The 21,499-nt window shown below is 44.3% G+C and carries 15 protein-coding genes; 7 read left to right on the plus strand and 8 right to left on the minus strand.

Annotated elements, in window-relative coordinates:
- Positions 1 to 88 precede the first annotated feature (88 nt).
- Positions 89 to 1,567, plus strand: a complete 1,479-nt coding sequence (gene guaB, locus ABEB05_RS01455) for an IMP dehydrogenase (protein WP_265786868.1) — start codon at positions 89 to 91, stop codon at positions 1,565 to 1,567.
- A 9-nt stretch (positions 1,568 to 1,576) separates the two neighbouring features.
- On the opposite strand, the gene ABEB05_RS01460 is transcribed toward guaB, so the two are convergent.
- Together ABEB05_RS01460 and ABEB05_RS01465 are read right to left on the minus strand one after the other, a co-directional pair.
- On the minus strand, positions 1,577 to 2,659 hold the full coding sequence (locus ABEB05_RS01460; protein WP_265786870.1) for an LptF/LptG family permease: 1,083 nt from the start codon (positions 2,657 to 2,659) through the stop codon (positions 1,577 to 1,579).
- Positions 2,643 to 4,091 (minus strand): LptF/LptG family permease, encoded by a 1,449-nt coding sequence (locus tag ABEB05_RS01465; RefSeq protein ID WP_265786872.1) that lies wholly within the window; start codon positions 4,089 to 4,091, stop codon positions 2,643 to 2,645. Before ABEB05_RS01465 ends, ABEB05_RS01460 begins: the two co-directional genes overlap by 17 nt.
- A gap of 231 nt (positions 4,092 to 4,322) precedes the next feature.
- On the opposite strand from ABEB05_RS01465, the gene sov reads away from it, so the two are divergent.
- On the plus strand, positions 4,323 to 11,513 hold the full coding sequence (gene sov, locus ABEB05_RS01470; protein WP_265786874.1) for a T9SS outer membrane translocon Sov/SprA: 7,191 nt from the start codon (positions 4,323 to 4,325) through the stop codon (positions 11,511 to 11,513).
- Between the two features lie 46 nt (positions 11,514 to 11,559).
- On the opposite strand, the gene lnt is transcribed toward sov, so the two are convergent.
- Together lnt and rsmI are read right to left on the minus strand one after the other, a co-directional pair.
- Entirely contained in the window at positions 11,560 to 13,134 is a 1,575-nt protein-coding gene (gene lnt / locus ABEB05_RS01475; RefSeq protein WP_265786876.1) for an apolipoprotein N-acyltransferase, read from the minus strand.
- Positions 13,134 to 13,817, minus strand: a complete 684-nt coding sequence (rsmI, locus tag ABEB05_RS01480) for a 16S rRNA (cytidine(1402)-2'-O)-methyltransferase (protein WP_265786878.1) — start codon at positions 13,815 to 13,817, stop codon at positions 13,134 to 13,136. The genes lnt and rsmI overlap by 1 nt, the downstream gene beginning before the upstream one ends.
- Positions 13,818 to 14,038: 221 nt before the next feature.
- On the opposite strand from rsmI, the gene ABEB05_RS01485 reads away from it, so the two are divergent.
- The 3 genes from ABEB05_RS01485 (at position 14,039) to dnaJ (ending at position 16,399) form a co-directional block, all read left to right on the plus strand.
- Positions 14,039 to 14,431 carry a VOC family protein gene (locus ABEB05_RS01485; protein ID WP_265786880.1) on the plus strand — a complete coding sequence of 131 codons (393 nt, stop codon included), beginning with the start codon at positions 14,039 to 14,041 and terminating at the stop codon, positions 14,429 to 14,431.
- A 179-nt stretch (positions 14,432 to 14,610) separates the two neighbouring features.
- Positions 14,611 to 15,213 carry a nucleotide exchange factor GrpE gene (locus tag ABEB05_RS01490; protein ID WP_265786882.1) on the plus strand — a complete coding sequence of 201 codons (603 nt, stop codon included), beginning with the start codon at positions 14,611 to 14,613 and terminating at the stop codon, positions 15,211 to 15,213.
- 25 nt (positions 15,214 to 15,238) lie between these two features.
- Positions 15,239 to 16,399 (plus strand): molecular chaperone DnaJ, encoded by a 1,161-nt coding sequence (gene dnaJ, locus ABEB05_RS01495; protein WP_265786884.1) that lies wholly within the window; start codon positions 15,239 to 15,241, stop codon positions 16,397 to 16,399.
- Positions 16,400 to 16,705: 306 nt separating this feature from the next.
- On the opposite strand, the gene ABEB05_RS01500 is transcribed toward dnaJ, so the two are convergent.
- Entirely contained in the window at positions 16,706 to 17,575 is an 870-nt protein-coding gene (locus ABEB05_RS01500) for an ATP-grasp domain-containing protein (RefSeq protein WP_265786885.1), read from the minus strand.
- 250 nt (positions 17,576 to 17,825) lie between these two features.
- Here ABEB05_RS01500 and ABEB05_RS01505 point away from each other — a divergent pair, with 250 nt between their 5' ends.
- Complete coding sequence (locus ABEB05_RS01505; protein WP_265786886.1) at positions 17,826 to 18,224, plus strand: HU family DNA-binding protein; 399 nt, start codon at positions 17,826 to 17,828, stop codon at positions 18,222 to 18,224.
- A gap of 9 nt (positions 18,225 to 18,233) precedes the next feature.
- Positions 18,234 to 18,461: a hypothetical protein gene (locus ABEB05_RS01510; RefSeq protein WP_265786887.1), complete on the plus strand. Its 228-nt coding sequence runs from the start codon at positions 18,234 to 18,236 to the stop codon at positions 18,459 to 18,461.
- Between the two features lie 245 nt (positions 18,462 to 18,706).
- Here ABEB05_RS01510 and ABEB05_RS01515 read toward each other — a convergent pair whose 3' ends face one another.
- The 3 genes from ABEB05_RS01515 to ABEB05_RS01525 form a co-directional block, all read right to left on the minus strand.
- Positions 18,707 to 18,964 carry a hypothetical protein gene (locus tag ABEB05_RS01515; protein WP_265786888.1) on the minus strand — a complete coding sequence of 86 codons (258 nt, stop codon included), beginning with the start codon at positions 18,962 to 18,964 and terminating at the stop codon, positions 18,707 to 18,709.
- A gap of 130 nt (positions 18,965 to 19,094) precedes the next feature.
- A complete protein-coding gene (locus ABEB05_RS01520) occupies positions 19,095 to 19,499 on the minus strand; it encodes a hypothetical protein (protein ID WP_265786890.1) in 405 nt (134 codons plus the stop codon).
- 807 nt (positions 19,500 to 20,306) lie between these two features.
- Entirely contained in the window at positions 20,307 to 21,317 is a 1,011-nt protein-coding gene (locus ABEB05_RS01525; RefSeq protein ID WP_265786892.1) for a hypothetical protein, read from the minus strand.
- Positions 21,318 to 21,499 lie beyond the last annotated feature (182 nt).

Below are 21,499 nucleotides of genomic sequence, written 5' to 3' on the forward strand. Positions count from 1 at the left end.
TTTTTTGCAAAAACTGTTAAGCAGGTCGTCCACATTTTTTTTATCTTTGCCCAAACCTGAATCCCAACGCTTGCAGATCCCAGCAATCATGGAAAATTCCTCTCCTTTTGATCGCATTACACGTCAAGGATTAACATACGATGATGTACTTTTAGTACCAGCGTATTCACAGATTCTTCCACGTAATGCCAACACTAGCGTCGACCTTACCTCGAACTTAACTCTCAATATACCTGTCATCAGTGCGGCGATGGATACCGTTTCTGAATATCGCTTGGCAATAGCTCTGGCCCGGGAGGGAGGCATTGCCATGCTCCATAAAAATATGTCCATCGAAGATCAGGCTGACCAGGTGAGAATGGTTAAACGGAGTGAAAGCGGGATGATTGTCGATCCGGTAACGCTGGATGAGGATTCTACGGTTCGTAAGGCCCGTGCTTTGATGAAAAAGCATAAAATTGGCGGTATTCCGATTGTAGAGGAGGATAATACGCTGGTTGGTATTGTAACTAATCGTGATTTGCGCTTTGAGCACTATGTGGATAAGAAACTGAGTACGATTATGACTCGGGATAACCTGATTACGGCCCGAGAAGGAACTACGCTGGAAGAAGCCGAAAAGCTACTGCAGGAACACAAAGTGGAAAAGCTTCCTATTGTTGACGAGAATAATAAGCTGGTTGGGCTTATTACTTTCAAGGATATTGAAAAGAAAATGAATTTCCCTCATGCCTGTAAAGATGACATGGGCCGGCTTCGCGTTGGCGCCGCAGTAGGTGTTACATCTGATACCATGGATCGGGTTGCTGCGTTAGTTGAATCCGGTGTTGATATAATTACCATTGATACGGCACACGGTCATTCTAAAGGCGTTTTGGAGATGGTCAAGAAAGTTAAATCTGCTTATCCAAATCTGGATCTTATTGCTGGAAATATAGCCACTAAAAATGCAGCTGAAGCCTTGGTTGAAGCCGGAGCAGATGTTCTCAAAGTAGGTGTGGGACCCGGGTCTATTTGTACTACCCGTGTTGTAACGGGGGTAGGGGTACCGCAGCTTAGCGCCGTCATGGAAGTCGCTGAATACGCCCAAAGTGCCAATGTAGGTCTTATCGCTGACGGAGGTATTAAGCAGACAGGGGATATTCCGAAAGCGATAGCGGGGGGAGCCGATGCCGTAATGATGGGATCAATGTTTGCCGGTGTGGATGAAAGTCCCGGCGAAACCATTATTTATGAATCACGAAAGTATAAATCATACCGTGGCATGGGCAGTATCGGGGCGATGGAGAAAGGTTCGAAGGACCGTTATTTTCAGGATGTAGAAGATAATATTAATAAACTTGTACCGGAAGGTATCGAGGGACGGGTGCCCTATAAGGGATATTTGAGTGAGGTAGTGCACCAGATGGTTGGCGGACTTCGTGCTGCAATGGGATATGCCGGTGCGGAAGATATTTCTAAGCTCCAGCAGGCAGAATTTGTCCAAATATCGGCTGCCGCCTATAAAGAAAGTCATCCCCACTCCGTTCAAATTACCAAAGAATCACCGAACTATTCAGTTAGCTAAAAAAGATTGTTATTTTCGTACCGAATACAGGGCTCCGAGCCCTAAGCCCAAAAATAGGAGATGAGGCAAGAGAGCCGCAAGCAAAGGAGACATTTCTCCACTGCCTCCAAAGGGTTCAATAACTTTCATCATCACTAAGTAGAGGAAGCTGACTGCCAGTCCGGCGGCAATATAAAATCCTTTGCCTCCCTGGCGCCGAACCGAAGCGATGGAAAAGCCGACAATGATAAGAACAATAATAGAAAAGGGATAGGCATAGCGTCCGTAGAGCTGGACTTTGGGAGTCCCTACATTGCCGGCGCCACTCCGCTCGATAGACCGTATATATTTTCGGGCCTCCGGGTAGGTAAGTTGATATATATCAGAGGTGGTACGAGCCAGGTCCTGGGGATAGATACTAAAAGTGGTATCCATTGAATCAATACTAACGTACTCATAGCCTGTGGGTGTAAAAATACGTTTATCAATATCTCTCAGGGCCCATTGTTTCTTTTCCTCTTTCCAGTTCATCCGCTGGATATAAAGAGTTTCTTTTATACTGTCGGCAGCAAAGGTCGTAACATCTACGCGATAAGCAGTGTTTTCATTGGCATTGTAGTATCCAATCTTTAAGATAGATTGTTCCGATTCCTGTCGGAACAGTCGGTTGCTGTCTATTTGTTCCGACTTTCCCTGCAAATATTTTGATTCGAATTCTATCCGTTTTTCGTTTGCGTCAGGAATAAGAAAACCATCCATATAGCTTATGGCAGCCGTTATAATGAACGCGAATACCAGGTAAGGCACAAGCAACCGATACAGGCTGACTCCGGATGCTTTAAGTGCAATAATTTCAAATCTTTCAGACATCTGTCCGGTTAGATAGAGGCAAGCTATAAATATAGCGAGGGGACTTATTAACCGAATAATTTCTGGTATATAGTTCAGGTAATACACCCCGAAGATCTCTGTAAAGGTAGCTCCACGGTCCGTAAAATCTTCGCTGTGTTCCGAAAAGTCGATAACGATAAAGATGAATACCAATGCCATCAGCAAAAAAACAGTGATGGTAAAAAGGCGTAATAAGATATATTTATCAATCTTCTTTATCACGGTTGTTCCACAGGTTTGATAATTTAAAAGGAGTAGAAATTCGAATAACTAAATAGGTTCCGATAATGCCTAAAAGTACGTTAGAGAACCACATTCCAGTGCTGGGAGCAATAAAAAGCCGGTCGGCCAGCTTTTCGCCCTGTATTATAGATATCCAATAAAAGGACAATAGAATAAGACCTATCAGGGCGGCATAGCCCAGATTTCCTTTTTTGGTATACATTCCGATAGGAGCTCCGAGCAGCACAAAGATAATACAGGCTACAGGAATAGAAAATTTCTTATGTATTTCCACCATAAATTGGGCAATTTTGTTAATTCGCCAATCGATATCCGTAATGATATTTTCAAAGAGAGAGCGGTAATTGCGTAATTTGGAAACGGTCATGCTTTGCAGGGTCTGCTGGTCCGATTCCGATTCCAATGAATTTAGGACAACAAATCGGCTATCATAGGGAGGTTGCTTTATTGAATCTGGCTGAGATCCTAATCGCCGGGCATATTGCGATTTCTCTTCATCAACATTAATTGCAGGAACGATATAGCTGTTGCTATTTATCACCTGTTGTTTTTGATCGTTAACTTCTCGTTTTAGAGAATCTACCACCGCTTGCATGGCCTGTACGTCCATTGTACGATCATTACGAGAACGATCTTGCGGGTTAGACCGGGAAAAGGAGAGATCGGACAAGTCGAAACTGATGCGATAACGATCAAAAGCAGTTTCTTCGAGAACAGTAATTTTCCGTCCCTCTTCGCGACGATCCAGATACCGAAGTATTGTACCTTCGCGAAGAAAGAGCGTCATGGTTTCACCGTTATGCTCGCTTACCAATTCACCTCTTTTAGCCTTAATAAGGGCTTCTTTGCGGTTGTCGTCGGGATGCTGGAAGATGGTGACATCATGAAGAGAATCAGATTCATTGGTCATGTCCTGAACCAAGAATGTATATCCGTCAATCCCTTCGTAGAATTCTCCCGGTTTGAGGTCAAATCCGGGCTTTTTCATCCGTATGTCTATAAACAGGGACCGTGCACGCTGGTTGGCATCCGGCAATACATCATTAGAAAACCAGACTAAGAAAATAGAAAGAATGGTGCCTACGATCAGGACCGGTTTGATAACCTGAAAGGGATTTACACCGGCAGCTCTGAGGGCAGTTAGTTCATTCAACTCGGTTAGTTTACCAAAAGCCATCAGGCAGGCAACCAATACGGCCATAGGGATGGCTAGTACTACCATCGAGGCCAGGTTTGTAAGAATAAGTTCTACAATAACCCCAAAAGGAAGTCCCTTGCCCACCAGCAGATCGATGTATAAAATCAAAAACTGCATTAGCAGAAAGAACATTACGGTAAAAAAACAAAAGACAAAGGGCCCGGAATGTCGCTTTAGGACATCAAGTTGTAGTTTATTAGGTAAAAAACGCATATAATATATTCATTGAACGAACTCTAAATTAGGCCTATACTTGTACTATACAAAATGGCCTATTGATGAGAGCAGTGAAAACTCAACTTTTGAGAAAGGAAATTAACTATTATTATCTTCACAGGCACAATTTAGCATTTTTTAATTTTTAAAAAAGAGGAGCTGCGTATAGAATAGCGATACGATTGATTTTGGATCAACACATCATAGGAAATTATTGTAAAACTATACGTGCAGCTCAGTACAAAAATATTTTTTGTTACGCTGTTATTCTTGTTCTTAACCGGTGTTACGGCTGGTTTAAGTCAGGATAATAATAAAGAACAGCAACTTTTACAGCCGATGCCTTTTTCGGCCGTACAAGATACGATTCCATATCTGTATCAGCCCCGGAGAGTTAATCATGCGTTTTGGGAAGTTCCTCCGAATCTCTTTTATATCCGGTTGCCTCAGGAAGAATTCTCAGTGCGGCGCGATTCACTGGGTACCTATGTAAGCCGCCGGATGTTATATCAGCATCCTATTTCACTTCCCTATGTAATGGATTTTGACGAGTATGTACGAAGACATCGTCAGCAATCCGTACGGGAAAATTGGAGCCGGTTGTTACAGGAACAAACCTCAGAGGGACTCAAGGGAGGATTACTGGATTTTAGTATGGATCTCCCCGGAGGCGAAGAATCCACTTTTTCTACTATTTTTGGCCGCCCGGAGGTGAATTTGTCTATCAATGGGACCGCAAATATGAATGTTGGGGCTTCTATCCGGAAGACGGAAAACCCCAATATACCGGCCGATCAGCAGACGCAGGTTGTTCCTACTTTTGAACAAAGCCTGCAGCTCAATATCCAGGGGACAATCGGAGATAAACTCTCGATACAAACCGACTGGGATACCGAAAGGGCCTTTGATTTCATGAACCGGGTGAATATAGTCTATGAGGGTTATGAGGATGAGATCATACAGCGGCTTGAGATGGGAAATGTTTCAATGCAAACAGGAAACTCCCTAATTCGTGGAGGTAGCGCACTTTTTGGAGTGAAATCTGTCGTTCAGCTGGGATCCCTCGAACTCACTTCCGTTCTTTCGCAGCAAGAGGGAGAGGAACAAACGGAGACTATAACCGGCGGATCGCAAGAGAAAGAAATTAATATACGTCCTATAGATTATGAGGATGACCGCCATTTCTTTTTGGATTTTTTCACTCGCCAGGAATATGAAGGAAATGTTTCAAATCCCCAGCAATTGGGACAAGCGCTCCAGCTAACCGAAGTTAATGTTTGGGTATTGCGGGAGTCTTCACAGTCTGAAGAGGGAGAACGCCAGGCCATAGCACTGGGCGAGCTCGGAGTCATAGAAAATGCTGATGGGAATTATGCTCCTCCGAATGAGGGGGGAGATATTTTCCCGGAGGGGCTCCTTGATCAGTATAGAGATCCTTCACTGGGCGTTTCTGCCGGAGACCTAAACGCTGATCCATCTACTTTTGTAGAGGGATATTTTATTCCCTTACAGGAGGGAACAGACTATGAGCTTCATCGCTCTCTTGGATATTTATCATTAAAGCGGAATTTGGCCTCGCGTCAGGCTTTGGCAATCTCGTTTAAATATATTGATCCCCAGAGTGGTCAAATTGTGAGTGTCGGTGATATAAGTCCGGGTGGGGGAAATCGAATCTATCTTAAACTCATTCGTCCCCAGACCTTAACGACCGATAACTATCTATGGGATTTAATGATGAAAAATGTGTATTCCATTGGTGCGAATAATTTAACACCGGACGGGCTGGATATTGATATCAAATATACAGAGCAGAATGTACCGGCCAGCTCGCTGCCGGGTCGGAGTTCTATTTTGCTCCAGGATTTAGGGCTGGACAGGGTTGACCGGCAGGGGAGCCTGAATCCCGATAATGAAATTGATTTCAGTACCAGCGTGTTAAATCCAAATACCGGTCGCATTGTTTTCCCCTATTTAGAACCGTTTGGAGATCGGATTGTTACCCTTCTGGAAGAGAGCGGAGCTACGCAGGATCAAATTGAAAACTTGGCTTATGATGAGTTATATATCGAGCGAAAAGATAATGCGGCTCAAAGCGCTAAAAATAATTTCTATCTGATTAACGGGGAAGCCCAGGGAGCTATTTCAGCTAGTTATAGCTTGGGATATTCCTTGGTTGAAGGTTCGGTAAACGTCTATGCCAATGGACGGGAACTGCAGGAGGGAACAGACTATGCAGTGGATTATTCTATTGGTAGCATTACTATCTTAAATGAGCAGTATTTACAGCGGGGACAGGAAATTCGGATTGAATATGAAAATAATCAGATCGCCCGGATAGGTCAGAAAAATTTTACGGGAATCCGGGCTCAATATAGCATATTTGATAACATAAATCTGGGAAGTACCTACTTCAATTTAAAAGAGAAACCCCTGCAAGATAAAATTCGCATTGGGGATGAGCCTGTGAATAATTCGGTGATTGGCCTGGATGCAAATGCCCATTTTGATGCGCCGTGGCTGAGCCGCATGCTCGATCAATTGCCCTTATTGCAAACCAAAGAGCCCTCCGCTATTAGTTTAAGTGGAGAATTTGCCCAGCTGAACCCCGATGTATCACGAACGGGTGCTGTTAATGATGCCATTGATGACAACAGATTGTTTGAGGATGAAGAAAATGGCCTTTCGTTTATCGACGATTTTGAAGGTTCGGATATCAACCTCAGCTTTATGAACCCTTCTCAATGGAAGCTGGCTGCAGCCCCGGCTGCCGTGCCCGGCTATGAACCCGATGAAGCGATTTTTGAAGAGGATTCGACTTCCAATCCGATGCAGAACCTGGCGGATAAGATAGCCCGTTCCGATTTACGCAGTACTTTTGCATGGTATAGTATCCCCCAAAACATTGACGAGATTCTTGACGATGCGGAACGCACTCCTGAATCTCAGCAAGTTAAAGTCACTGACGTGTTCCCTAATCGGGATGTACTTACGGAAGAAAACTTCATCCGCACGCTGGACGTCCATTATAATCCAACAGAAAGGGGACCGTACAATTATAATAGCAACTTGAGAAACCTCCTTCGTAATGAGCCGTCCCGAACCTGGGGAGGAATGACCACCACCTTACCGGCTGGCCAAGAGGATTTAACCCAAAACAATATTGAATTTCTGGAATTCTGGGTCCAGTCTGTTTTGCCTGATGGTCGTACGCCTACGGTTCAGGATCTCCAGGACTACGAAGGGGAAATCTACATTGATGTGGGCGTTGTATCTGAAGATGTTGTTCCAAACTTTAAAAACAATACCGAAGATGGATTGGCTCGCCGGCCCGATAATTTGGAGCCGGATAATCCCGTCAATAGTATCCGGTCATATATACCAATACCTCCCCCGGCACCGGAAGGGCAGTTTTCGAATGAAACACGATCCCTGGAGGATGTAGGACTGGACGGGGCTCCAAACAGTGAGGGTATAGATAATAAAAATGAGCAAACTCTTTTTGCTGACTTTATCAATAACATGCAGGCTGAATATGGTAGTAACAGTCCCGAATTTGAAGCTATACAGAGTGATCCATCCAATGACGACTATATATACTACGGGGAGAGCCAGATTGGTGAGCTGGTGCTTCACGAGCGCTTCCATCGTATGTTTGGATATCATGATGGAAACTCTCCGACAAACCAGGAAGATAAACGGGCCGTAACTAATACACCGGATACGGAAGGACTGATCACCCCTTCCAATGTAGAACAGAATAACAAGTACTTTCAATACCAGGTGGACTGGAATCCCGCCGAGGTGGACGACATCGATGTCGGCACTGAAAGAGACTATATCGTAGATAAAGTGGATGGGCCTAATCAACAGGATCGTTGGTACCAGGTACGTATTCCGCTTAAAGACTGGATTCGAAAAGTTGGTGGTATCGAGGATTTTCAGAACATCTCTTATATCCGGGTGTGGATGTCGGGCTATGAGAAACCATTTACGTTACGTTTTGCTACTTTTGAACTGGTCGGCAGCCAGTGGCGCGATGCCGATAATGTGGAACAAGAACAGGGACCACAGCAGGGAGAAATGGACATATCTTCAATTAATATTGAGGAGAACAGCCAGCGCCGTCCTATTCCATATCGCCAGCCCGAGGGTGCTATCCGCGAAACAAACAGAAGCCGTCAGCGTCAGACTATTGCCAATGAACAATCTATTGCATTGGGAATAGATAACTTGGGTCCGGGAGAACTTAAAATGATAAAGCGCATCTATCCCGGGGGACTTAATATGGTACATTATTCGAATGTTCGAATGTATGTTCACGGGGAAGGGTATGATAACCGGAGCGATGCGGAGCTCGTTGTTCGGTATGGAACGGACTTGACGAATAACTACTACGAATATCGCCAGCCCATAAGTCCTTCCGATCCCGATTACCCATACAGTTTTGAAGCGCTCAATGAAATGAGCAGTAGTGAGCTGGAACAGGAAGCAGAAGAGGTTTGGCTCTATGAGGAGAACAGCATGAATATTATTTTGCGGGCGTTTAATGAGCTAAAGCAGCTGCGTAATCAGGAGGGGAACGATCCATCGGGACGTTATGAACGCTCTGACCTTCTTGAGGAGGCACCGCCCGGCGCAGTGATTGCAATTAAAGGAAACCCCTCATTGGACCGCGTGGGAGAAATTGGGATTGGTATCCACAATCCTTTTGATCCGCAGAATCCTTCCGGAGGAGGAGTTTCATCGCTTGACGGACAATTCTGGTTTAATGAACTGCGCGTTTCAGGTTTTGACAATCGGTCTGGCTGGGCTGCCAATGCTAAAGCACGCGTGGAGATGGCAGATTTTGCTTTATTAAACGCAAACTTAAATCGTGAGACAGACGGATTCGGAGCCCTTAACTCCCGCTTGGGTCAGCGGCGTACCTCAGATCTTCTTTCGTACGATGTGAATTCTACTTTTAACATGCATAAATTCCTCCCGGGTCGGTTTGGATGGAATATTCCGGTAACCTTATCTACCCGCCAGTCAAATTCCACTCCCCGATACCTTCCTAACCAGGGAGATATTCGTCTTTCCGACTTCGAAAATGCCGTTTATGCACGTCAGGATATTAACGAGGACCAGAAAGAAAGGATTATTCGGGAACGTATCAGGGAAAGCCAAACCGCAATGGAAAGTTACTCCATTAACCTATCCAATATTTCAAAATCGCGTTCAACCTCTACCTTGGCCGAATATACCTTAGACAAGACTACCCTGAATTACGTGTACAATACAACGAAACGGCGTGATCCGCAATATAGCCGGCAGAACAACTGGAATTATAGGGGCAGTCTTCGCTATAACCTCAATTTTAGAAGCACACAATTATTTCGCCCATTTGACTTCCTGGGGGATATGCCGCTTCTTCATCCATTAGCTGGCATACAGTTGGGATATACTCCGGCTTCTATAACAGCCGGGACCAGTATTGATCGTGATTATAACGAGCGGCTTCGACGGTTTGCGTCCGGCACTGCTGAAAATCCCCTACAGCAATCCCATAGCTTTACCTATGACACCCGTTTAGGGTTTGGTTATAACCTGACGCCTTCCATTAAAACCACCTTTCAGACGCAGTCGGTCTTTGATCTTTCAAGGGCTGGTATACAGGAAGATCCGGAATCAGGATCGGATAATTACCGGGTTCGTTCTACTAAAAGCGTACTGCAGGATCTTGTTTTGGATACGCTCTCGGCACGCCGAAGTACCTACCAGGAGTCCTACTCCGCAAATTGGCAGCCTAACCTGAATTCATTTGAGCCCGTTAGCTGGATTGATTATTCCTCCAACTACAGCGGGGGATATCAATGGAGAAACAGTCCTGCCGGATCCGGATTAGGATCAAATATCTCTAACAACTTGAGCCTAAACCAAACCCTTGATTTCAATATACAGGAATTGTTGGAACGCATGGGATGGTATAATAATCTTACAACATCAACAAATAGCAATAGCCGATCCGAACCTGATAATCCAGATGGAGATGGTGGACTAGCTACTCTTGCCCGGGAAAGCCTTCAAGCGATCCTGAGCATTGAATCACTGGATGTTAGTTTTAATGTCTCCAAAAACGCCATACAAAGCGGATATGATGGGGGATCCCAGTTTTTCCAAATGTTCAATCGGAGTGGGAGTCAATTTTCACCTCCCTTTTCTTACCGTACAGGGCTGACTGATCATATAGGACGGGATAGGTTAATCAGTAACCCGGGTGGTAGCTCGCTTCAAATACCGTCTAATCGCAACTTATCAGATGATTTGAGGGTTGAGACCAGCCTCAGACCGTTCCAAAACCTGACCATAGATTTTACCTGGAATGCGGAATGGAATAAAACAGATACGGAGTCTATTTCGCTTCTTCCCAACGGGGAAAGAAGTACGATCCGCAATCAAAGCGGGCAGATAAGGTCCAGCGTATGGGCGCTCGGCGAAGGATACAAAGGATTTTTCCGAAGGCAGTTACAAACCGCTTTTGATGATATAAATGCTCAGAATGGGGTTATATCGGATTCAACCGGTAACAACGACGGACGTTCTGTATTGGGGAAAGCGTCTCTGCAGGAAGATTTCCGCAAATCATATCTGGGAATCGGGACCGGGGCAATAGGCGAACGCAGCTTTATGCCGTTTCCGCTTCCTGATTGGCGCATTACATGGTCGGGCATAGAAACGTTTCTCCCATTTGGAGAAGATATAATGAGCCGGGCCTCCATTACGCATAATTATAGTGGTTTATACCGATTGGGCTGGACATTCAATGCAGATCAAAATCTTTTGCCAGGTATCTCATTGGGGAATTATTCCGTTCAGAACAGGCGTCCTGAGTATGAAGCCAATACCATCAATATCGAAAAACGTTTTAGTCCGCTGGTGGGATTGAATGTGACCTGGATCTCGGGATTACGATCAAATATACAGTACGAGTACAGCAAGCTGACCAGTCTTTCGCTTTCCAATACCTCGGTTATAGAACGGTTATCGCGTGGACTGAGGTTTTCTTTTGCCTATACCATTCGCGATTTTAAACTTCCGCTTTTTCCCCGCATTGACAATGCCGTAGATATTACACTTAACGGGAGTTTTATTGAGGATGAAGAGAAAAAGTTTGTACTTGATTCCGATCTCGAAGATGTTCTGGAAGGCGATTTAAGCACTCTTCCCACCGATCCGGACCAATATGATTTTACCAGCAGCTTTACCGGGGGACAGTCACGGTTCAACGGTTCTGCGGTTGTCGGATATCGGTTTTCCCAAACCATCCGAGCCAATTTTGAGTACACTTATAGCCGCCTTATTCCAAAGTCTTCGAATATTTATGCCCGAACCGATCACGACATACGATTTAATGTTGTTATGTCTATACAGTCGGATTAGGAGCGTTAAAGCTTTAATTATTCGTCTTTTTGGACCAGCTTCAAATTCAAGATTTTCGGTTATTTTTGTTCTTAATAAATATATAACCGATGCCTCCGAATGCAAGTAAAAGCATGCCGATCGGCAGCCAGTCGCCATATCGGGCATAAAACGTTTGGGAAGTGAGAACAGGGACGTCATAGCGGAATGCAGTGGTTTCCCAGTAGGGGGTTCGCACTTCAACAGAGCCATCCGGGGCAATAATGCCTGAAATCCCGTTATTGGCACTGCGCACTACCCACCTGTTAAATTCAATAGCCCGAAGCCGTGCATAAGCAAAATGCTGGGAATGTCCGCTGGTATTGCCCCACCAGCCGTCATTGGTAATAATGGTCAGGTAACCGGCTCCTTCCTGTACAAAACTTTTTACCCAGCTGGGGAAAACCGAATCGTAACAGATAAGTGCCGGCGTTTGGGTAGACCCTACAAAAAACTGATCGTTCTCCTGTCCCTTGCCATAGCCCTGTATCTGGTTCCAGTTGACCCAGCCAAAAAGATCAATCGCATCCAGAAAGTGTACAAAGGGGATACGCTCGACAATGGGTACCAGGTTGTATTTTCGGTATATATCCAGTTGATTCGGAGAGAATGCCAGAGCCGCATTAAAGGGAAGATAAGGACGACTGTTGCGATCATAATAGGGGAGAGTCGGAGCATTATCAGGAGAATAGAACTCGTAGTAAGTAGCCCCTGCAATAAGTGTAGCATCCCATTCCCGGACTTTCTCCAGCAGCCGTCGTTTGGTTTGTCCGGTGGGATCGCCAAAGCTGTCGCGATTGGTAATATTTGACTGGATAGCGTTCTCGGGCCAGGCAATGAGTTCCGTATTCGGAGTATAGAGAGAGTCGCTGAGCTGAATCAGGTGATTGGTGGCTTCTGCCGCGTTGTCAAATCCGCCGTTGGGTTCATAGGAGTCAAAATTGGGCTGAACGACGACAACCTCTTGCAGCGCTTTGGGTTTTTCGGCAGATGAAAAACCAAGCATGATGACCGATACCAGGGGGAAAAACAGAAGAGATGCACCGGCCAGGATCGGCCTTTCTTCGGCCCGAAACGCCTGGTAGGCCAGGGCTGAAGTCAATACGATCCAGAAAGAAATCCCCAAGTAACCGGTAAGAGAAATGTATTGAACCAGTTCGGGGACATTGGACCACGCATTGCCCACGGAGAGCCACGGCCAGGCCAGATCCCAGTGGTGGTGTAAAAATTCAAAACTGATCCAGCAGGCCGTTTGAAAAAGGGCTATAAGTCCGGACGACATGCTGGATTTCTGGAAATAGTACTGCAGCATCACCGGTAGCGTCATGACGGCCGCATTGGCCAGGATAGCCGCTATGCCACCGGCCATGGTTGCCATGGTCAGCCAGTAGGTACCGATGATATTCCAAACCAAGAAGGCGGGATACGTATAATACGCCGCTTCGCGGGCAGATGCTGAGAGGTCTACAATGCGGAAAATGAGAATAAAAGCGGGAATGGTAAGAAAGGGAAGGGGGACCGGTGGATAACTAAGTCCCAGGAGTATACCCGCTGTAATACTGAGCCATCCCTTTGAGTTCCAGAGTTTTTGTATAAAATCCATTATTCACTGTAGCTTTTAGGGGCCATAATTACAACAATTTCACCCTTTATCTTGTCTCTCAGTTCAAAAGTATCGAGCACCGTTTTAAGTCGGCCGCGGACGATCTCCTCGAATTTCTTGGTAAGCTCCCGGCATACCGCCACCATTCGTTGATCACCGGCATATTCCCGCAGCTCCGAAAGCAGCTTTTGCAGCCGGTAGGGGCTCTCATACAGTATGACCGACCGTTCCTCCTCCACAAGCTGTTTTAATCTCTTTTGCCGGCCTTTCTTCTGGGGAAGGAAGCCTTCAAAAACGTATTTGTCGCAGGGAAGGCCGCTTGCCACCAAAGCGGTAGTGGCCGCATCGGGTCCCGGGATAACGGAGACGGTATGGCCGGCCTGGTGCGTGGCTCGTACCGCAAGAAAGCCCGGATCGGAGATGCCCGGCATCCCCGCATCTGAAATAAGCGCCACATCCTGGTGTGCATTAAGGATATTCATGAGATGGTCTACCTTCTGGTACTCATTATGCTGATGAAAGGCAAAGGTCGGGGTGGCAATGCCCCATTTGTCCAATAACACCTCCGAGGTCCGGGTGTCTTCGCAGGCGATATAGGAAGCCGATTTGAGTACCTCTACGGCCCGTTCTGAGAAATCTTTTAGGTTACCAATAGGGGTTGCAACGAGATAAAGAGTGCTCAAAACAAAGATTTAGTTGTAATTTATCGTTTCAGTCAATTGCCTGCGGGATCGCCCGGCAATTGCAGCCGGTACATATTAATAAATTTTGAGGGAGGTTGTTATCCGAATTTTAGAAAACTATTCCCTTTGCAGGATGAAATTTAGCCGTAAAAAGGATATACTAAGCTGCATTCACAGCTTATGAGAATTCGATAAAATATTAGTTAATCTTTAAAACTATTATGGCAAATTTTAATCCTTCCGGTATTAATCATATTACCATTCGCGTGAACGAAATTGAGCGTGCGGAAGAGTTTTACGGAGAAATATTAGGTTTCGAGCAGGTTCGTAAAATGGGGAAAAGCATGGCCGTGTATCGCGTGGGTGAAGAAGATACTCTTGTACTGGTTGAAGCGGAAACCAGCTACGATCCATCCTCGCGTGATTACCGGGTTGACCATTTTGGATTTTACCTGGATTCGGAAGAGGAGGTGGATGAAATGGCGGAGTATTTCCGGGAAAAGGAGGTCACCGTTTTAAGCGGACCGGCCAACCGGAAAAGAGGACGCTTTTTGTTTATCTCCGATCCCGACGGGAATATGCTTGAATTTTTCTATGAAGAAGATGAGGAATAATAAATACCTCTGCTAAGGACGTTTGTATAACAGCATGACAGTATGGACCCTTCCAGAGTTGACAGACTAAACCTACGTAAGTTTGTCAGCTCAATCGGGGGTATGTGGCAATGGCATGTTATTTGCATGCTATAAACCGAAAGAAATAAACAGAACTAAATCATTACAGTTATTTGTACATGGGTGAATCTAAAGAAGAATCCACAAAAGAAGTAAAAGAACAGGAAGTTGATCAGCAGCAGGAATCGGCCGAGCTAAAAGAACAGCTGACAGAAAAATTTCAAGATCTTGATGAAGAAGAGCTCCGTGAGCGGTTAGTTAACCGGGAGCAGGAATATCATGAACTGGAAAAAGAGCTGACTAAAACGCAGGAGCAGCATCTGCGGAAAGCTGCTGAACTTGAAAATTATCGCAAGCGCGTGCAGCGTGAACGTTCCCAGATCTATGAAACGGCCAAAGCCAATGCACTGGATGACTTTCTGGATATTAATGACGACCTGCGCCGTACCCTGAAGGCTGCCGAAGATGTTGAAGTGAATGATACCTTTATGGATGGCCTGTTGCTGGTAGCTAACAAATTTGAGGAAGTATTAAATAAGTACGGAGTTGAACGTATTGATGAAGTAGGCGTTCCCTTTAATGTTGATCTGCACGATGCCATGATGCGCAAAAAACCTGAAGATGAAAACGTCGGCAGCGACGTAGTACTGGAGGTCATTGAGAATGGCTATCGTATGGGCGAACGTACGATCCGTCACGCAAAAGTAATTGTAAGCGAATAATTTTTTAAGGTAAAAAGTTTTATTCATGTCCAAACGCGACTACTACGATGTTTTAGGCGTCAGCAAAGATGCCTCGGAAGATGAAATTAAGAAAGCCTATCGAAAGCGGGCTATGAAGTTTCATCCGGATCGCAATTCGGATGACCCCAAAGCAGAAGAGAAGTTTAAAGAGGCTTCGGAAGCCTATGAAGTACTCAGCGACAGTCAAAAGAGGCAGCGCTACGATCAGTATGGCCATCAAGGCCTGAATGGCGGTAGTGGCTTTGGCGGCCGCGGTGGCGCCGGATTCGAGGATATGGGCTTTGAAGATATCTTCAGCCGGTTCAGCGATATCTTTGGAGGCGGCGATCCTTTTGGCGGGGGACAGTCCCGTGGACGCCGTTCTCCCGGTCAGACCGGCTCGGATATGAAGCTTCGCATTGAGCTGAGCCTTGAAGAAATAGCGTTTGGTACGGAGAAAAAGCTTAAGGTCAAAAAACAGGTGAAATGTGATGCCTGTAACGGTACCGGCGCGGAAACCGAAGACGATTTCGAAACCTGCGGAACCTGCAACGGTATGGGTCAGGTGCGGCAGGTACGCAAAACGATGCTGGGACAAATGGTTAATGTGCAGCCTTGTCCCGAGTGCCAGGGTGAAGGACGTATTATCAAGGAGAAATGTTCGAAATGCCACGGTGAGGGACGGTATAAAGGCAAAGATGAGATAAAAGTGCGTGTCCCTTCCGGCGTTTCCGAAGGCAATTATATTACCATGCGCGGACAGGGTAATGCCGGGAAACGCGGCGGCGATGCCGGCGACCTGGTCATCCTGATCGAAGAGAAAGAGCATAAGCATTTCGAACGGGACGGCAACGATATCTATTACGATCTCGTATTAAGCGTACCGGATGCCATCCTGGGTACCGAGGTGAAAGTGCCTACTCTTAAAGGAAAGGCTAAAATTAAGATTGATGAAGGTATTCAGCCCGGCAAGCTGCTGCGGATGAAAGAGAAAGGTATCCACGGCATGAAGCGATCGGGCATTGGCGACCAGTATGTACGGGTTAATGTCTACATTCCTAAAGATCTGTCTGGCGAGGAGCGTGAACATATCGAAGCTCTGAGAGGAAACGACCACTTTGAGGCTTCCAATAAAGAAGACGACGGCAAAGGCTTCTTCTCCAAGATAAAAGACGTATTCACTTAGAAAGTAGAAGATTTTAAGTGTTAAGTCTTAAAGTAACAACCTGTTCAGTGAACAGTAAACAGTGATCAGTGTGTCAGTTGTGTAGTTAAGTAGGTAGGTCAAATGTTGCAGGTTGAAGGTTGTGCTCAGCTCAAGCAACACCCGAATAACCAATAGCCGATTGACTAATAACTAATATTCAAATTAATCCTTGACACTGAGTACGGAAATTGGCAGCCTGCTAACTGCTAACTGCTAACTGCTAACTGCTAACTGCTAACTGCTAACTGCTAACTGCTAACTGCTAACTGCTAACTGCTAACTGCTTCACTGATTCCTCATCCACTCGTCGAAAACTTTGGCAAAGCGTTCCGGTGACTGGGGATCCATATTAAAGTACAGGGAAGGCTCGATGAGCTCCAGCTCCATGAGAGCAAAGCCGTTTTCGTGACGCACCAGGTCTATTCGCGCGTATAGCGGCTGCGGGGTAATGAGATCCAGTATCTTACGGGATATTTGCCGCATCTCCGGTTCGGCTTCCACCAGTTTCAGCACGCCCCCGTGTTCTTCCTGCACCCGGAAATCATCCTTTTTAGGCGTCTTGAGCACGGTATGGCTATAGGTATCACCAAAATAGAAGAGTGAAAATTCTCCCTCTTTGATGATATCCGGCATAAAAGGCTGAACGATGTACGGCCGGTCGGCAAAGGTAGATTGCAGCTGACCGGTATATTCGTCCGCCCGGTCTTTCGGGATGCGAAACGTATCTTCAGCCCCGGCGCTGATGGTGGGTTTAACAATAATTTCATCCGATGACAGACGCTTAAACGAATCCATGTAGGTCCCATTGTCAAAACGCTCTTCCCACAGGCTGGGGACGATGGTAATGCCCTGTTCCTCGAGATCGCGCAGATAGGTTTTGTCGATATTCCATTCTACCAGTTCCAGCTTGTTTTCCAGAAGGGCGGAGGAGGCCTCAATCTCTTTCAGTACCTCAAAGAAGGCTTTAGGATCCTGCTGGTAATCCCACGGACTACGGATGATGACGGCCTCGTACTGGTCCCAGTTCGCCTGCCTATTGCGCCAGGAGATCTCTTCGGCCGACCACCCGTACTTTTGGAACGGTTCAAAAAGGAGGTGGTCGTAACATTCATAATCCTCGAGGCTGTCCATGGACAGAAAAGCACACTTTTTCATAGGGTAGAGCAGTAATGATTTAAAGATGCCGATTAAGAAAATTGAAGCCTAAAATAGGGGATCTGCGGTGATAAAGAAATGCCTTTTTCTGTGTAACGGGTTTGTATTTGGATAGAAAGGCGGGAAATAAAAACGAAAAAAAATAAAATTTTTTGTAAGGATTGGGCTCAAAAAGGTACTTACCTATAATGGAAGCCGCAAATATACAGGCTTTCCTTATTAAAAAAACACAAACTAAATAATATATATTATGGCTATTTCAATCAAAGCTATAGAGAAAGGCGAACCGGGAGTTGCGGGTGGAGGCGAGACCAAATGGTATGCTTCTGCTAATGCAACCGGTGATATTAATATTAATGAACTCTCTGAACTTATTGAGATGATCAGTACGGTCAGTGATATTGATATTTCCGGGGTCTTAAAAAGCTTTATCAAAGTCGTGCCCCGCGAGTTGGCAGCGGGCAATATTGTACGGCTTGGTGACCTGGGATACCTTCGCGTGAGTATTAGCAGTGAGGGACATGACTCCGAAGACGAAGTGGGGCCCAACAGCGTAATCGGCCGCCGTATCATCTTTACACCGGGACCGGAACTCAAGAAGATGCTTCATAATCTTGAATTCAAAAAGATAAACGGTGAAGCTTCGTAAGGAGCTGCCATGAAGACTTCCCTGCTGTCGTCTGAAAACGGCAGTAGGGATTTTTCGGGCAGCAGGCAGGTCTTTTCAGAGAACACCCGTGTTCTCCGGGAAGAACACACGTCTTCTTCCGAAAAAAGACCCGTCTTTTTGTCCGAGAAGACCCGTCTTTTTCCAACAACTCAAAAAACGCTCTTTACATCCCGTAGGGGGCGTTTTTTTATTTTACCCTTTTTGATGGTTGAATAATGGTGAATGTGTGGGGACCAGAAGTGGCGAATATGGTGGAGAGATATTGGAATTGAGTTCAATCAAAAAAGGATTAACCTAAAAATTGTCATAAGATCAATTCGCTTTTGGGACTAGCCAAAGCCAAATTGTCGGGACATTTAAAACTCGCTTAAGAACTATGAAATCCTAGAGTAACTTTTTGGCGACTTGTATAGGCCGTGAAGGTTCCGGCCTAGTCAAGGATATAAGCTAATGCTAAATAGTTATAACCATGAGGCTATTCCTTGGAGTGTAAATCCTATGACAATTAATATAATTCCTAAATAGCCTTTGGCTCCATAATTTTTCATCCCGACAGTATAGGTAGAACCGTCAGAATCTTCTATAGGAATCCCCATTCCGTCTATAAACCTAGGAACCCCATATCTAAATGTTATAACAACACCAATCACATCAAGTAAGAGTCCAAAGGATATTATTGTAGCCTTAATATTTGAGCAGATGAAATCTATTACAGCCATTATTTACTTTCGTCAGGCTTCGGCTTTGGAGGTTGCTTAGGTGGTGTGGCTCCATGCGTATAAGGAGGTTTCTTATCTGTCATTTTATTTGATTTTTTAGTTTTGTTTTTGTCTGACATAGCAAAAGTATTTAGTTGAAATTAAAGTAAACAAAGGTTAGGATAAGGAAAATCCCTATTGCAAAAGTTATACCAGAGGCATAGTTAATACGATCTGTATATTTAGCAAACTTACCGCCAGTCCTTGAATTATCAGCATTCTCAGGGCTATCAATATCTTTAATGGCCTGCTTGAAAGCATTAACACTCATCAGGTGACTACCGAGCTGGAGTAAAATTGAAAAAGTTAAAAACCCCCAACCAGAAATTATTAATGATGTATAAACTGGTTTACCAGTAATAAATGCATCCATAAATGCAAAAGAAACTGCAAATGCTCCACTGGAAAGTGTGAGTAAGGTTTTATCATAAATCCTTTGAGAAGTAATTTGCTCCTCTGAATAAAGCTTTCTGTAATCCTTCTCTTGTTCTAACATTTGTATAGCTCTTGACTAAGGTTGCGCATTATTACACAATAATACACGCAAATATTCGAAATGATGCCAAAAATAAATCTAACGGTCTTGCGCATAACCAACGTATAGTTTATTATAAATATAGATATTTATAATACTGAAGTGGAGGTAACGGGAATTGAACCCGTGGGGCCAAGGTCTCAAATCTCAGCACCCGCAACCTGCTACCCCCACACATTCAGTATTTATATTTAAGCCATTCAGCCATTATTGGCTGGGTGGCTTTTTATTTCCATTATCATTATAAAAAAACCACCTTTTTTAACGAAGTGATAATCATATTAAGTAATCTAATAACTTCGCTTATTTAAATATACAGTCCATATATTTCGGAGCAAATCCTTACAGAATTTTTTTCCACAAAATGGGGAAGTTATCCACGATTTGAGATGGTGGGGAGACTAATTCCAAAGAAATTTGAATTCTTTCTAACTCAGTAATGTGGATAACCTTGAACAAAGTTACATTTTGCCAACAACGACCCTACACATACCAAAAGGCGGAAAAAAAGCCCGAAAAGAGCCTGTTCGACTACCGGTGAAGGTTTAGGATGCCGGCAGGCCTGTCTACCGAAGCTTTAGCGCAGGTATGGTAATCCGAACCTGGTCACCGACACCGGTCGCCAGCGATAGGTTTGAAAAACAGTTTATAAAATAGAAAAGAAAGAATACTGGGTGAGGACTATCTACTTGACATTTTCCTTTTTGAAGGGGTTATAGAGCATGTAGGTATTAATCCAAGATTATGATATGCAGGAATTTCAAAAAATTAATTCTTTCGAAAATTTTGTTGATCATCATCTACATCGATAAAAATCGGTTCATCATTTTCATCAACTAGCCAAGTATAAACTTTTCCTTTCTCTGGTTGACAAGTTTCCAAAGGAATGCCAGTTAAAAAAGACATTAAATAAGAATATTCATCATTGTCCCAATCGTCAAAAATAGGCTTGGAGCTAAACCCTTGAATAGGAAGTAAATGTGTCTCTACTGGACCATCTCCTGTCTGAGTGTTTATGAATTTTGGGGTTCGATTCATAAGCAAACCCTTATATAATATTTTTGCGGTTAATTCTCGAAATTGCAGAGGATGCAAGTCTACTTCTTTATGTATATCCAAATGGTGTTCCATATTTTTGGTAGCCTTACAATCCTGTAAATGTACCATTAATCCAACATCACCCATTCTTATTGATATGAATAAAGTTTGATGATTGTCGATGAAGTCCCATTGATCTTCTATTTTTTGTGGTTTTTGTGTCTTAAATAAATAAATTGAAGCTGGGAAAAAGTTGGAAAATGAATGCTTACCTCTGATGCCTTGAAGGAATAGGAAATGGGAGAAAAATGAATCTATATATTCAGGATTTGTTATTGTCCCTTTCTCCGGATCTGCTCTGTCTAAATTCAGGAATAATTCACGGTACATCATCCCAAAGTAAATCTTACCTAACCAATAGAACAACGTTTCTTCAGATAGGCTACACATTCCCTCAAATCCATTTTCAAAAGCCTTCTTTACTTTATCTTCAAATGGTTTTAGATGAATATTATTGCACTCAAAACAGCAGGGAATAGTGAGATTTTTATAGGGGAAAAGGGTTCCATTTAATAGTGTAATTTTTTGATCCCACAAGTTGAATTCGTATTGTAACCACTTAGGAATTACATGTTCAACCGTGCTGTTTTCTTCATTTAGTTGGCAACCACAAAGAAAGCATTGATCTATTGAGTAATTGCGTTCTTCAATTTGCTTGAAAATACCTGTCAGCTCACTCATTATGCTCTTTAACATATAATTAAGCGGAGTACTAACTAAACCAATTTCCTTATAATATTGGCTTTTATCCAGTTATTTATCGAGAGAGCACATTCAAAGTATTTTATCTGTAATAGTGGGTCCTGATAATGTATTCAGATAAGAATTGACTGATCTCCTCCCTACAGCATGGAGTACCCACT

Origin of the sequence: Fodinibius salicampi (assembly GCF_039545095.1) — a bacterium.
Taxonomy (GTDB): domain Bacteria; phylum Bacteroidota; class Rhodothermia; order Balneolales; family Balneolaceae; genus Fodinibius; species Fodinibius salicampi.

Excerpts from the sequence above, each read along its gene's own strand:
- guaB (WP_265786868.1), top strand. The coding sequence starts at position 89 with ATGGAAAATTCCTCTCCTTTTGATCGCATTACACGTCAAGGATTAACA.
- ABEB05_RS01465 (WP_265786872.1), bottom strand. The coding sequence starts at position 4,091 with ATGCGTTTTTTACCTAATAAACTACAACTTGATGTCCTAAAGCGACAT.
- lnt (WP_265786876.1), bottom strand. The coding sequence starts at position 13,134 with ATGGATTTTATACAAAAACTCTGGAACTCAAAGGGATGGCTCAGTATT.
- ABEB05_RS01485 (WP_265786880.1), top strand. The coding sequence starts at position 14,039 with ATGGCAAATTTTAATCCTTCCGGTATTAATCATATTACCATTCGCGTG.
- ABEB05_RS01490 (WP_265786882.1), top strand. The coding sequence starts at position 14,611 with ATGGGTGAATCTAAAGAAGAATCCACAAAAGAAGTAAAAGAACAGGAA.
- dnaJ (WP_265786884.1), top strand. The coding sequence starts at position 15,239 with ATGTCCAAACGCGACTACTACGATGTTTTAGGCGTCAGCAAAGATGCC.
- ABEB05_RS01500 (WP_265786885.1), bottom strand. The coding sequence starts at position 17,575 with ATGAAAAAGTGTGCTTTTCTGTCCATGGACAGCCTCGAGGATTATGAA.
- ABEB05_RS01505 (WP_265786886.1), top strand. The coding sequence starts at position 17,826 with ATGGCTATTTCAATCAAAGCTATAGAGAAAGGCGAACCGGGAGTTGCG.
- ABEB05_RS01510 (WP_265786887.1), top strand. The coding sequence starts at position 18,234 with ATGAAGACTTCCCTGCTGTCGTCTGAAAACGGCAGTAGGGATTTTTCG.
- ABEB05_RS01515 (WP_265786888.1), bottom strand. The coding sequence starts at position 18,964 with ATGGCTGTAATAGATTTCATCTGCTCAAATATTAAGGCTACAATAATA.
- ABEB05_RS01520 (WP_265786890.1), bottom strand. The coding sequence starts at position 19,499 with ATGTTAGAACAAGAGAAGGATTACAGAAAGCTTTATTCAGAGGAGCAA.
- ABEB05_RS01525 (WP_265786892.1), bottom strand. The coding sequence starts at position 21,317 with ATGAGTGAGCTGACAGGTATTTTCAAGCAAATTGAAGAACGCAATTAC.